Raw genomic sequence first — 12,933 nt, 5'->3', positions numbered from 1 at the left:
TCTACATCTCCAGGTGGATGACCTTTTGATCGCAGTTCCAGTATTCATTCAGGGACTGCGTTTTTTATGCGTTCTTATCAGTCAGATTGAACCATTAAATGATAAACCAGCCCCTCTACGACATTGGCCATTTTCCCAATATTGAGTGTTTTTAAGGTATCGCCCTTGGTATGGTAATGCTTATTTCGAAAAGAAGCGGTATCGGTAATCATCATCGCGGGAATCCCGAACTTCCAATAATTCACATGATCAGAAAATTCCATTCCAGATACAAAAGAGGGTGTTACCAATCTTTGACACTCTAAACGGTTAAGAATTTGCATGGCTTGACAATACTTTGCTCCTAACTCATAAGACTGTAAATTACTCACAGCTGCAATAAAATTACCGTGACTTGGATAAACCCACTTCAAACCGGTCGGATATTGCTGCACCAAATTTTCATCATAGTAGCCAATCATCTCTAAAATATAGACCCCGCGAATCTGCTGCTTTTGTGCTTGTACCGATTTGGCATGCACATAACTTCCCATCTGCTCGGTTTTGAAAAATGGCGGTTCTTGCAAGGTATAAAATACAAAATCCACATTATTTGCCAGTTGGGATTTCTGTTGTGCCAGAATGCGTGCCGTCTCAATCACTCCTGCAACACCCGAAGCATTGTCATCGGCGCCCTGTTGCTCCCCAAACACATCATAATGCGCTCCAACAATCACTTTGTCAGAATGACCTGCCGTTAAAGTGCATACGACATTTCGATAGCCCAATTCATTCACCGAATAATTCTGATACTGGCACGGAATACCAAACAGACGCATCTGTTCTTTAATCCATGCAGAAACACGTTGTAATTCTGCTGTATTTTTATGATTACGATGGCCCTGCTGACCGACGATTTGTTCCAGATAAACCTTTAAATTATCGGTACTGGCAGGTGTAAGGCTGGGCAATGCCCAAATCGAGGTATTTAAAAAAAGAGTGCAAAGGAAGGTACTTAACAATAATCCTAAATGGTGATTCCTCTTTAATATCATTTATTGTTATTCCTCTCTTATTATTCATATTTAATCCATTGCTGAGGATTAAAGCAGCATCTCGCTCGAATTTTCAATTGCAATTTGTTGCGCAAAATAAGCAAAACCAGTTTTAGCGTTTATAATAACGATGACTTTCAAATCATCGAATCTTATGAAAATCCGTATTATTACCATCGGTCAAAAAATGCCAGCTTGGGTGCTCACTGGTTTTGAAGATTATTTCAAACGTATTCAGCCTTTTGTTCAGACTCAAATTATTGAATTACCCATGGCAAAACGCGGTAAAAATGATTCGGAAGCGGATATTTTAAAATATCGCCAGATTGAAGGTGACAGCATTCTGAATGCACTTAAGCATAATGAAACCCTGATTGCACTTGAAGTCGGCGGCAAAGAATTCAGTACGGAGAAACTGGCGGAAACCATGAAAGCTTGGATGCTTGAAGGCAATGATGTGGTTTTGGCCATTGGCGGGCCAGATGGTCACTCTGAGGCCGTGCGTAAAGCCGCAGCTTGGCACTGGTCATTGTCCAAGCTGACCTTGCCCCACCCGATGGTTCGAGTGATGCTGATCGAGCAGCTATACCGCGCAATGACTATCAACCATAATCATCCTTACCATCGTGCAGGGTAAATCAGCAGATTGAATGATTCATGTTGGTTTTTTACAAAGCTGAAATAAGCTCATTATTAGCACTTTGTCTGGATGAGACGAAGATTTAGCTCGTTTTCTCATCGTTGCATATCTGCAACAATATGTTGAGATAAACTCTATTTATTCTATATGTTCTTTTTGGCATCATCATCTCAATCGATATTATTTGAATTAGGCGCATTGTCATGAATTTACAAACTTTACCCGGTTTATTTATTTCACATGGATCACCCATGCTGGCGCTTAATCCAGAGCAAGTCGGTCCAGCACTAGAGCGTTTGAAGCTAAACCTGCCTAAACCAGAAGCGATTATTGTGATGTCGGCACACTGGGAAAGTAATGCACTGGAAGTGAGCAGCAGTATACGTCCTGAAACCTGGCACGACTTTCGTGGCTTTCCCGCAGAACTTTACGAAATGCGCTACCCTGCGCCGGGGCAACCAGAACTGGCTGAAGAAATTCTGCACCTTTTAGCAGATGCAGGCTTGGCTGCACATGCCAACAGCACTCGCCCTCGTGATCATGGGGTCTGGATGCCATTGCTGCATATGTATCCCGACGCGGATATTCCTGTAGTTGAAATTTCATTACCCATGAACTTGTCTGCTCAAGATATTTATAAAATTGGTCAAACCCTGGCTCCGCTGCGTGAAAAACAGGTGTTAATTATTGGTTCGGGCAGCATTACCCATAATCTGGCTGAGCTTGCCTGGCGTGGAGAACCTGCTGAAGTACCCGAATGGGCATCAACCTTTCGCAATTATGTTGTCAGCAAACTAAACCATAGCGATTATGAAAGCGTACTGGACTGGAAAAATATTCCTTATGTAGAACGCAATCATCCAAGCTTGGAACATTTCGCACCACTATTCTTTGCAATGGGAACCGGTCAGCGATTTAGTATTGTACATAGCAGCTTTAGTATGGGTTCACTCGGTATGGATATTTATCGTTTTGACTGATGTCTACCCACTTATAATTTTTTATTAACAATCAACAAAAAAATAGTTATGGATACATATTGATACTTAACTCATCAGAATGTATCCATATTTTTTAAATAGTCCTACGTTATTCTATTAAAAATTCTTCTAAACCCAGTACTTTTAACATGAAATTTAAATTTTTAGCGATTGCCCTTTTTCCTCTTACCCTTGCAGCTTGCCAATCAGGTGATCTTCAAAAAGCTGGAGATGTTGCCGTGTCGGTGTTACAACAACAAAATGCAGACAAAACCTTGGCTTCTTATCAATGGAGCACCCGTACCGGCAGTGCACCTAAACCTCTGGTGCTTCATTTTGATGATAAAGGGCGTCTTGCCATTGCAACCAGCTGTAATGGTATGGGAGCGAGCTGGAAAGTAGAAAATAATCAAATAGTGACCGATAATTTAATGGGTACCCAAATGGCATGTGAAACTCAAGCCATGGAACAAGAAAAAGTAGCTAAAGATTTATTTAATAATCGCAAAGCACCTTTTGTATTAGATTTAAAAGATCCGCAAAATCCAACGTTAACGATCCTTTCCGCCACAGGTCAAAAATACATTTTTAATGGAAAAATGACACCTGAAACTAAATATCAGAGCCAAGCTGAAACTATTTTTCTGGAAATTTCACCTAAAACTAAACCCTGCACGGGTGTAGCAGCACAAACCTGTTTACAAGTTCGTGAAATCAAATACAACGACAGTGGCGTAAAAACCCAGGTCGATAAAGACTGGACTTTATTCTACGATCAGATTGAAGGTTTTGAGCATAATCCTGCCGAACGCCAAGTAATTCGGGTAAAGCGTTATGAAATTAAAAACCCGGCAGCCGATCAGTCTAAATATGCTTATGTGCATGACATGACTATAGAGCGTACCAGTGTAAAATAATTCTGCTTATTTCAGATACAAAAAAACCGAGGTCATCACCTCGGTTTTTTATACTCAAGAAAATATATTCTTAGAATACGCCTTGAGCCAACATCGCATCGGCAACTTTTACGAAGCCCGCAATGTTTGCACCATCAACATAGTTTACAGAACCATCTTCTTTAGTACCGTATTTAACACAGTTGCGATGAATTTCTTTCATGATTGCATGTAGACGTTCGTCAACTTCTTCAAAAGTCCAGCCTAAACGAATCGCGTTTTGCGACATTTCAAGACCAGAAGTTGCTACACCACCAGCATTCGATGCTTTGCCTGGCGCATAAAGAATGTTCGCTTCAACGAATTTCTCAACAGCCTCTAAAGTAGATGGCATGTTTGCGCCTTCAGCAACAGAGATCACGCCATTTGCAATCAATTGAGCCGCATCATCCGCATCCAACTCGTTTTGAGTTGCACATGGAAGCGCGATATCACATTTGATGGACCAAGGACGCTTGCCTTCAAGGTATTCAAAACCGTGTTTAGACGCGAATTCTGAAATACGACCACGTTTAATGTTTTTAAGTTCCATCACTTCAGCAAGAAGTTCTTCAGTAAAACCGTCTTTAACGTAAACAGTACCCGCAGAGTCAGAAAGTGAAACCACTTTCGCACCCAAATACATTGCCTTTTCAGCAGCGTATTGCGCAACGTTACCAGAACCAGAAATCGCTACCACTTTATCTTTGAAGCTATCGCCACGAGTTTTCAGCATTTCCTCAGCAAAATAAACTGTACCGTAACCTGTTGCTTCTGGACGAGCCAATGAACCACCGAAAGTCAGACCTTTACCTGTGAATACGCAAGCAGTGTCATTACTCAATTTCTTCATCATGCCGGCCATGTAGCCAACTTCACGGCCACCCACACCAATATCACCAGCAGGGATATCTGTATTTGAACCTAAGTGACGATAAAGCTCGATCATGAGTGCTTGGCAGAAACGCATGATTTCGCCTTCAGACTTACCTTTAGGGTCGAAGTCTGAACCACCTTTACCACCGCCCATAGGGAGAGTAGTGAGCGCATTTTTAAACGTCTGTTCAAAACCTAAGAATTTAAGGATTGAAAGGTTCACAGATGGATGGAAACGCATTCCACCTTTGAATGGACCGATTGCTGAATTGTACTGTACACGGAATGCACGGTTAACATGAGTTTGGCCTTTGTCATCAACCCAAGAAACACGGAATTGAATCGCACGTTCTGGCTCAACTAAGCGTTCAAGTAGACCATGATCAGCATACTCTGGGTTCTTTTCAATGAACGGCCAAAGGCTAGTCATTACTTCTTCTACGGCTTGTAGAAATTCAGGTTGATGTGCATCACGTGATTTAACGTAATCTAGGAAGTCGTTAAGGCTGTTATATTTCAACACTTAATCCTCAGCAGAAAGATGGATCAAAATTGGTCAAATTTCAAAAAATGATAATTTTTGGCGCAAAATATTAAATAGCTTTTGTAACAATAGCACAATACTTTTTTAAAAAAAAATTAAATAATATTTAATAACATATATTTATTTCAATTATAACCAATTTTTATCTGACTACCAAAGCAATGCTGCCTTACTGTTTTTGTTAGCTTTTCGCCCAAAAATAATGCGCTTATAGCGCCATTTTCGCGCATAAGATTAAAGTGGGAAATCATGCTAAAATCATCCAATTCGTTTTAATCTTCTTTCGGTATGCTGCTATTTCTTCAGCAGTCGTGGTTTACACATGAATTCGCAAATTGCTCTCATCCAAAATATTGATGCCCTTCTCCCCCAAACCCAGTGTGGCTTATGTGGTCATCGGGATGGATGTTTACCTTATGCAAAAGCCATAAGCGAAGGTGAAGAAGCCAATAAATGCGTTCCGGGTGGTCAACCTGTGGCCGATGCCTTAGCCAATTTATTGGGTCGTGCCCAACTGAAAGCCGAAGAAAGTGTTTGGCCGACTCAAAGTGATGGTCGTCCACAACGTATGAAAGCCATTATCCGTGAAGATGAATGTATTGGTTGTACCAAATGTATTAGTGCCTGCCCTGTAGATGCCATTATCGGTTCGGGTAAACTCATGCACAGCATTTTGACTGACCTGTGTACCGGTTGTGAATTGTGTATCCCGCCCTGCCCGGTCGACTGTATTGATTTGATTGCAGATCATCATGAAGTGCCCAATGAGAATATGCGGGTTGCGGAACAAAATGACTTACGAAATCGTTACTATTCACATATTCAACGTGAGGAAAAACAACGTTTAAACCGTAAAGGTCCCGTAGTGCGTGCCAATATTGATACCGCATTATTTGCTCAGTTTTCAGCACAAAATGATAGCGTTCCTGACATTCTGATCACTCTAAACCAATCCAAACCAACCGTCCAGGCGGATGCTAAATCAACCATTGAACTTGCAAAGATTCGCACACAAATCAAGAAATTAGAAAAACAGCTTAGTGTTCGTGATGATGCAAAAAAACGTCTACAACTCGATCAACTCAACCACCAACTCAATGCTTTGCAAGGAGCATAAAGAATGCCTGTAAAGAATATGACTAAAAAACAAATTCAGGTATTTTTTGAGCGATTACGCGAGCAAAGGCCCCATCCGAAAACCGAACTAAATTACAGCAGTTCTTTTGAACTGTTAGTGGCGGTAACGCTTTCTGCGCAGGCAACCGATGTCAGTGTCAATAAAGCCACCGACAAATTATTTCCTGTTGCCAATACACCGGAAGCCATTTATGCACTTGGGGTTGATGGCTTGAAGGAATATATTAAAACGATTGGCCTATATAATGCTAAAGCCGAAAATGTCATTAAAGCCTGTAAAATACTGATAGAAAAGCATAATAGTATCGTTCCAGATAACCGGGCAGATCTAGAGGCATTGCCTGGCGTTGGACGTAAAACTGCAAATGTAGTGCTGAATACCGCCTTTGGTCAGCCAACCATGGCAGTCGATACCCATATTTTTCGCGTCGGTAACCGAACTGGACTGGCGACTGGCAAAAATGTGTTAGAAGTTGAACAGCGACTGGTTAAAGTCATTCCTAAAGAATTTATCATTGACTCGCACCACTGGCTAATTTTACACGGTCGTTATTGTTGTATTGCCCGTAAGCCAAAATGTTATGAATGCGTGGTGTCTGATGTCTGCCAGTGGCCGGATCGGTTTGAATTTGGTGCAGCGAAAAGCATTCCCGTAAAAATGATTGAAGATAAAATCTAACTTCAGTTTTTATCTTTATTTTTTTGCTGTACTTTAGGATGTAGCTGACGCTCGGGCTGACTATTTTTCTTTTCTGCCGCTTCCTGCTTTTCCACTCGGCGCAAGAATTTAAAACTTTGTACCATTAAAGCCAATACCACAATACCAAAAAAAATTACCAATACTACTAAGCCAATTTTTAGCAAGGCATCACCTTCAAAATAGTGCACAAATTAAAAGAGCCCTAATATGACTTAGGACTCTTTTAATGTCAAAACATTCGCCGTACTAAGGCATGCGAATTATTTTGATTGATCTAAAATCGCGAACAAATCGGTTTGAACTTCTTCAATCGGACGAAGACCATTCAATTTGTCATAAGTCGGTGCATTTTCGCCAGAAGCTGCACGACCTTGATAGAAACCGACCAACTGTTCAGTTTCAGTATGATATGAAGCCAAACGTTTACGAATGGTTGCTTCTAGGTCATCTGGACGCTGAACCAAATCTTCACCCGTTTCATCATCTTTACCTTCCACTTTAGGCGGATTGTAAATAAGATGATAAATACGACCAGAAGCTGCATGCTGACGACGGCCTGAAAGGCGTTGCACGATTTCTTCATCAGGCACATCAATTTCGATCACGTGGTCGATATTAATCCCTTCACCTTCCAAAGCTTCTGCTTGAGGAATCGTACGTGGGAAACCATCAAAAATGCAGCCGTTTACACAATCAGGTTGAGCAATACGTTCTTTAACCAGACCGATGATGAGTTCGTCAGATACGAGACCACCGCTCTCCATCACGCTTTTAGCTTTAAGACCTAATTCAGTACCTTCACGAATTGCAGCACGGAGCATATCACCGGTTGAAATTTGTGGGACATTGTAGCGCTTACAGATCAACTGAGCCTGTGTACCTTTACCTGCTCCAGGTGGTCCGAGTAATATAATGCGCATAAAAAAACATCCTCATTTAACAATGTATATGACACTTCGTTCAGGTCGAATCTAATTGACTCAACCCTCAGTCCAGCATCTAATTATAAGAAAGCCACAAACAAATGGATTGTACCCGCTATAAATCCAGTTACGCCACCCAGCAGAATCAAAATCCATTCATCTTCCTGAAAAGCAGGACGGAGTAAATTCTGAAACTCTCTTGGGGTCAGCTCTAGAATACGGTCTCTAAACATTTGATAGATTTTCTGTGCACGGCTCGCATTAAAAGCAGGGTCGCATACAGGCACCATCGTAATTTCAATTGAGCGATCGATCAAGTCTGTCTTGAGTTTTGCGTACTCTTTTGGACCTAATGAGAGCTGTAAAGATGTTCTAACCAGCGGTGTTTCCATAATTTCATTAATATGGCGCTTAACGATACGGCGAGTTTTATTTTTCTTCCCGCCATACATCATCTCAGTCATGATCGATTTTAACGTAATTAGGTCTTCTGTCACTACTCGCGCAAATACATCTGACACTTCTTCCTGGCGCTTCATAAATGCGCCCTGAATATTGTAGGTGCCAATACGTGGAATGACAGGTTTCACCCAAGGAAACTTACGATTTTTGGTTAATTCAAAAAATTGTGGATAACGGACATAATGCGGTTCAAGCGGATTAAATACCATCCAGATCGCAATCCAGTTGGTCAGAAAACCCCATACCGCAGCCCAAAATGGCACAGTCCAGTGCCAAGGCACAACAAACCAGACAATCATCTGGAATATACCAAAGAACATGCCGATTAACGCACTAATATGCCAAATAAAGTTGATTTCTTTCTGTCCAACCTTAAGAAACATATTCACCATTAAACGGCGATCCCCTTCCATTTGGCGAACCACCATTTCACGCATATCCACAAGTGACTCGACGTTCATGGTCAGTTCGGTCACAAGTTCTCTTAAGATACCGGGTAACTGTTTATGTGCCTGAGCATAAATACGGCGCTTAATCGAATAAGGCAGGTTTTCCCAAAATACCGCATTACGTTCGAGCATCATCTCATCAATAATGTGTTCAAGTTCAAAGCCAACCTGTTCACCAATGATACGTGCCATGTCTTCAGGATCCATTGCATCCAGAAACTCGCGCAATGAACCCAGTTTTGACAGGGTATTATCGGTAATAATCCCTGAAATACGACCGGCTTTACGTGGCACAATTCCCTGCCAGCCAATGGGTAATGAACCTAAATGGAAGCCCCAAAATGTAATGGGATAAAAGACCATTTTAAGCGCCATCCACACATGTGCCCAAGTGACAAAAGCAGTTACAGGAATAATGCTAAGTACTGCCCAGAAATCTGGGCGTTTCAAGAAGGTTTGCCACAATTCGTTGACGTACTCAAGCATGCATAATATCCATTTTAATTTTTAATCACAAAATACTAAATCATATAAAACTGAACATTCTCACTATAAACCGATACTTAAAGTATAGGAGAATTGTATTCTCGGCTCTGTTTCAGCCACCATATTGCCATTTCTATCTTCTAACTCTTCACCCGCACCAATACCGATACTGAAACTGCTAATGCGTTCCTTGCTTAACAAAACATAGGCCAGATCTACACCCGCCCCAAGTTGTGCTTTAAGTTCATTGTCTACACTTTTACTATCAATATGTCCTGCATATACCCCGAGATAATACCCATTTTTATCTTTACCCGTCAGATGGTATGGATATCGAAATCCAACCTGCCCCCCAGGAGTGTAATCATCATCTATAAATACGCCGGCCTTGGCATAGGCGATTCCATACGGATTAACCCATTCGGCATTTACATGAATCATTTCCTGGGTGAATCCTGCCCCAACATTCCAGGCTTTTGCACTTTCAGGGGTTAATTTCGCTTCTGGTAAATACGGATTGTCTTGTGCATGAGCTACATTTGCGAGCGCAAAAAATGCCAACAAAGAATATGCTTTTGTGATTATTTTCATCGTTGTCCCTAATTTTATTTTTAATACAGTCCTTTTTTCAATTTTGACTTTAGCAGAATTATCAGAACTCTTATATACTGCACCTTACAATTTTAATGTCTGTAAAGTCAAAGTTTAAGCTAAACACAGCTAACTGTTCGCCTGAACAAATATCAAAAAATGATAACATGCGTTAGAATACTCCACCGGTTTTTCCCCCTCTCCTGTATGTAAGTCGATCGCGTATGAAGCAGCACTTTCCTTTAAAAAATGTTCAACAAGAAAAGCGCATTTATCGCAATCGAGTGTTTATCGCGGTCGGCATTGTTGCATTCTTTCTTCTAATACTGGTGGCTCGTTATGCCTATTTGCAAATTGCAAATTATGACGAGTTTTCAACCGCCTCTGATCAGAACCGCATTCGCCTGCAACCTTTAGCGCCTGCACGCGGTTATATTTACGACCGTAACGGTATTTTACTTGCCGACAATTATCCGGTGTTTTCAGCCACCATGTCACGTGCTGATGTTAAAGATATTGAGGATACTGTTGAGCGTTTAACCCCAATTTTAGCCTTAACCCAAGAAGATATAGACCGTTTTAGCAGTCGAATTAAAACCTCTAAAAAAACCGAACGCGTTTCGCTTAAATTGAATTTAACAGAAACAGATATTGCCAAATTTAGTGAAGTAAAGTTTCAATTCCCCGGGGTTAATATAGAAACCCAAATGACCCGCTATTACCCGCATGGTGAGCTTTTTGCGCATGTGGTGGGTTATGTGGGTCGAATTAATGACAAAGAATTAAAATCGATTGATAAAGATTTATATGCAGGAACCAACCTCATTGGGAAAATTGGGGTCGAAAAATCCTATGAAGATCTTTTACACGGCGTACCCGGTAATGAATCTGTTGAAGCCGATGCACACGGTAATGTGCTGCGTAATTTAGGTCGCAAAGATCCTGTTCGAGGCAATGACTTATACCTGTCAATTGATTATGGCTTACAGGTGATCGCTACAGAACAACTGGCAGGACGTCGTGGTGCAATTGTGGTATTGAATCCTAAAACTGGGGAAATTTTAGCCCTGGTTTCAAGTCCAAGTTTCAATCCGAATCTGTTCGTGACCGGAATTAGCAATACCGACTATAGCGCCTTACGCGACAATCTTGATCAGCCACTTTACAATCGTGCTGTACAAGGTGCCTATCCTCCAGGTTCCACCATTAAACCGATGTTTGGTCTGGGTGGACTGCACTACAATCTGCTGGATTGGAGTACTGCCATTTCTGACCCGGGTTATTTCTCCTTACCCGGAGATTCACATAAATTCCGTGACTGGCGAAAATCGGGTCATGGCGCTGTAAATCTGCATAAAGCCCAAGTGGTGTCTTGCGATACGTTCTATTATATCTTGGCCTACCGTATGGGCATTGAAAGAATGAATGTCTGGATGCGTCAGTTTGGTTTTGGTGAAAAAACTGGTGTGGACTTACCGAGTGAAAGTACAGGTTTATATCCAAGCCCAGACTGGAAAATGCGAACCCGTAAAAGCAAATGGCTTAAAGGTGAAACCATTTCTGTGAGTATTGGACAAGGGGCATTTACCGCAACCCCTTTACAATTGGCCATGGCCACTGCGATTACCGCTAATCAAGGCGCACACATTACCCCGCATGTATTGCGTGAAAGTCATGGGGCAAAACCGCATGAATCTCATAATGCCCCAGATGGTGAAATTCAGTTTAATGGCAAACCGGAAGACTGGATCAAGATGCGCGATGCCATGGTAGATGTGGTTGAAACTGGAACCGGTCGTGGTATTCGCACCCCGATGTATCACATTGCAGGTAAAACCGGAACTGCACAGGTTAAAAGTATTGCTCAAGGCAAAAAATATAACGAATCATTATTAACCGAACGTCAACTGGATCATGGTTTGTTTGTCGGTTTTGCTCCTGCAGAAAACCCTGAAATAGCGATAGCTGTCGTTTGGGAAAATGGTAAACACGGTGGTTCAGCCGCACAACTGGCGCGACCTATTTTTGATTATTGGCTGCTCCAACGTAAAAAAAATCCCATCCAGCCAGCAGGTCATCAAATTAGTGGTGGTCTAATGACTGCAGGGATTAAACCTGGTGAATTGCCAAGTGGGACTACACCAGTCGCCGCTGATGCAAATAGCACAAATAAACCGCAATCAGCACAGCCTGCATTACCATCAACGAACTCACAACTGGTAGAGAGTGACTGATCAATGAAAAATCAACTCCGCATTATTGGTGGTGAATGGAAACGTCGCCAACTCGCTTTTGCCAGTATTGAAGGTTTACGCCCTACACCGGATCGTGTACGGGAAACCTTGTTCAACTGGTTGATGTGGGATATTCAAAATTCGAATGTCCTGGATTTGTGTGCTGGTTCGGGGGCCTTAAGTTTTGAGGCATTATCACGTGGCGCGGCACAAGTGGTCATGATTGAACCGAATCGTACTCAAGCGGCTTTTTTAACAGATAATTTGCAGTTGCTTAGAGTAAGCAGTCAACATGCAAAATTAAAAGTTGCGACCGCTCAACAAGTCTTGCCTACCCTTAAAGAACAATTTGATCTGGTATTTTTAGATCCACCCTATAGTTTGGATTTATGGGAAGAACTTGCTCAACTTGCCGATCCATTAGTTAAAGATCAGGCTTTTATCTATGTTGAAGCAGATCGCGACTTGAATCAGCTGAAACTGCCATCTTCATGGCAACAGATTAAACAGACTAAAGCCGGAACTGTGCGCGCAGGCTTATATCAAAAAAATTCCTGTTAATCAAAGGCAGTAAAAAAGGATTCCTATATGGAATCCTTTTTTGTCGAATGTAGTTTATAAATTTAAGATCTGACCTACAAACCTGTTAACGATTGTAGGGTCGGTCTCGATCGTTTCTGTCATGGTTCCAGTCCGGACGATCTTGGTTATTCCAATCTCGGTCACCATGTTGTCGATCATAATGTCCGTTGCGGTCTCGATGATCACGATAACCATCATCATAAGGATCAGCAACACAGCCACTCAAAGTCACTGCGAATACAGAAAGTAATATCATTTTTTTCATCATGTCCATCACCTTTTTTTACTGCACTATGCCAGTATCAAACGATTTAATGGAGAAATGAACGGAGCGATTGTTGCACTCTTGTAGCCATTTAT

The 12,933-nt window shown here is 41.7% G+C and carries 13 protein-coding genes; 7 read left to right on the top strand and 6 right to left on the bottom strand.

The genetic code is table 11. The features are described from left to right. Positions 1-77: 77 nt before the first annotated feature. Positions 78-1,034, bottom strand: coding sequence for a M28 family peptidase (locus AY606_RS01100; protein WP_067863447.1), 957 nt, complete (start codon positions 1,032-1,034; stop codon positions 78-80). A gap of 154 nt (positions 1,035-1,188) precedes the next feature. Here AY606_RS01100 and rlmH point away from each other — a divergent pair, with 154 nt between their 5' ends. From rlmH to AY606_RS01085, 3 genes are all read left to right on the top strand, one after another. Then, entirely contained in the window at positions 1,189-1,671 is a 483-nt protein-coding gene (rlmH, locus tag AY606_RS01095; RefSeq protein ID WP_067863444.1) for a 23S rRNA (pseudouridine(1915)-N(3))-methyltransferase RlmH, read from the top strand. Between the two features lie 206 nt (positions 1,672-1,877). Next, entirely contained in the window at positions 1,878-2,654 is a 777-nt protein-coding gene (locus AY606_RS01090) for a dioxygenase family protein (RefSeq protein ID WP_067863441.1), read from the top strand. A 149-nt stretch (positions 2,655-2,803) separates the two neighbouring features. Continuing rightward, positions 2,804-3,571, top strand: coding sequence for an META and DUF4377 domain-containing protein (locus AY606_RS01085; RefSeq protein ID WP_067863438.1), 768 nt, complete (start codon positions 2,804-2,806; stop codon positions 3,569-3,571). Between the two features lie 70 nt (positions 3,572-3,641). On the opposite strand, the gene gdhA is transcribed toward AY606_RS01085, so the two are convergent. Next, on the bottom strand, positions 3,642-4,988 hold the full coding sequence (gene gdhA / locus AY606_RS01080; RefSeq protein ID WP_228259928.1) for an NADP-specific glutamate dehydrogenase: 1,347 nt from the start codon (positions 4,986-4,988) through the stop codon (positions 3,642-3,644). 343 nt (positions 4,989-5,331) lie between these two features. Here gdhA and AY606_RS01075 point away from each other — a divergent pair, with 343 nt between their 5' ends. Beyond that, a complete protein-coding gene (locus AY606_RS01075) occupies positions 5,332-6,126 on the top strand; it encodes an RnfABCDGE type electron transport complex subunit B (protein WP_067863432.1) in 795 nt (264 codons plus the stop codon). Between the two features lie 3 nt (positions 6,127-6,129). Then, positions 6,130-6,825 carry an endonuclease III gene (nth, locus tag AY606_RS01070; protein WP_067863429.1) on the top strand — a complete coding sequence of 232 codons (696 nt, stop codon included), beginning with the start codon at positions 6,130-6,132 and terminating at the stop codon, positions 6,823-6,825. 2 nt (positions 6,826-6,827) lie between these two features. On the opposite strand, the gene AY606_RS01065 is transcribed toward nth, so the two are convergent. The 4 genes from AY606_RS01065 to AY606_RS01050 all read right to left on the bottom strand — a co-directional run bounded on the left by AY606_RS01065 (position 6,828) and on the right by AY606_RS01050 (position 9,748). Beyond that, complete coding sequence (locus AY606_RS01065; RefSeq protein WP_067864484.1) at positions 6,828-7,010, bottom strand: hypothetical protein; 183 nt, start codon at positions 7,008-7,010, stop codon at positions 6,828-6,830. Positions 7,011-7,106: 96 nt separating this feature from the next. Further along, the gene (gene adk, locus AY606_RS01060) at positions 7,107-7,766 is read right to left on the bottom strand and encodes an adenylate kinase (protein ID WP_067863426.1); all 660 of its coding nucleotides are present in this window, start codon (positions 7,764-7,766) and stop codon (positions 7,107-7,109) included. Between the two features lie 83 nt (positions 7,767-7,849). After that, positions 7,850-9,166 carry a DUF445 domain-containing protein gene (locus AY606_RS01055; RefSeq protein ID WP_067863423.1) on the bottom strand — a complete coding sequence of 439 codons (1,317 nt, stop codon included), beginning with the start codon at positions 9,164-9,166 and terminating at the stop codon, positions 7,850-7,852. A 63-nt stretch (positions 9,167-9,229) separates the two neighbouring features. Further along, positions 9,230-9,748: a hypothetical protein gene (locus AY606_RS01050; RefSeq protein ID WP_067864481.1), complete on the bottom strand. Its 519-nt coding sequence runs from the start codon at positions 9,746-9,748 to the stop codon at positions 9,230-9,232. A gap of 233 nt (positions 9,749-9,981) precedes the next feature. Between AY606_RS01050 and mrdA the strand changes: the two genes are divergently transcribed. Next, positions 9,982-11,991 carry a penicillin-binding protein 2 gene (gene mrdA, locus AY606_RS01045; RefSeq protein WP_067863420.1) on the top strand — a complete coding sequence of 670 codons (2,010 nt, stop codon included), beginning with the start codon at positions 9,982-9,984 and terminating at the stop codon, positions 11,989-11,991. 3 nt (positions 11,992-11,994) lie between these two features. Beyond that, positions 11,995-12,552 (top strand): 16S rRNA (guanine(966)-N(2))-methyltransferase RsmD, encoded by a 558-nt coding sequence (gene rsmD / locus AY606_RS01040; protein WP_067863417.1) that lies wholly within the window; start codon positions 11,995-11,997, stop codon positions 12,550-12,552. Positions 12,553-12,933: the final 381 nt, after the last annotated feature.

The sequence above is a fragment of the Acinetobacter sp. SFB genome, assembly GCF_001647545.1.
GTDB lineage: Bacteria > Pseudomonadota > Gammaproteobacteria > Pseudomonadales > Moraxellaceae > Acinetobacter.
Note: the sequence above shows the minus strand (reverse complement) of the source record. Positions and strands in the feature narration are given on the sequence as shown.

What these genes read in the sequence shown, in the direction of transcription:
- AY606_RS01100 (WP_067863447.1), bottom strand. Translation starts at nt 1,034, where the DNA reads ATGATATTAAAGAGGAATCACCATTTAGGATTATTGTTAAGTACCTTC.
- rlmH (WP_067863444.1), top strand. Translation starts at nt 1,189, where the DNA reads ATGAAAATCCGTATTATTACCATCGGTCAAAAAATGCCAGCTTGGGTG.
- AY606_RS01090 (WP_067863441.1), top strand. Translation starts at nt 1,878, where the DNA reads ATGAATTTACAAACTTTACCCGGTTTATTTATTTCACATGGATCACCC.
- AY606_RS01085 (WP_067863438.1), top strand. Translation starts at nt 2,804, where the DNA reads ATGAAATTTAAATTTTTAGCGATTGCCCTTTTTCCTCTTACCCTTGCA.
- AY606_RS01075 (WP_067863432.1), top strand. Translation starts at nt 5,332, where the DNA reads ATGAATTCGCAAATTGCTCTCATCCAAAATATTGATGCCCTTCTCCCC.
- nth (WP_067863429.1), top strand. Translation starts at nt 6,130, where the DNA reads ATGCCTGTAAAGAATATGACTAAAAAACAAATTCAGGTATTTTTTGAG.
- adk (WP_067863426.1), bottom strand. Translation starts at nt 7,766, where the DNA reads ATGCGCATTATATTACTCGGACCACCTGGAGCAGGTAAAGGTACACAG.
- AY606_RS01055 (WP_067863423.1), bottom strand. Translation starts at nt 9,166, where the DNA reads ATGCTTGAGTACGTCAACGAATTGTGGCAAACCTTCTTGAAACGCCCA.
- mrdA (WP_067863420.1), top strand. Translation starts at nt 9,982, where the DNA reads ATGAAGCAGCACTTTCCTTTAAAAAATGTTCAACAAGAAAAGCGCATT.
- rsmD (WP_067863417.1), top strand. Translation starts at nt 11,995, where the DNA reads ATGAAAAATCAACTCCGCATTATTGGTGGTGAATGGAAACGTCGCCAA.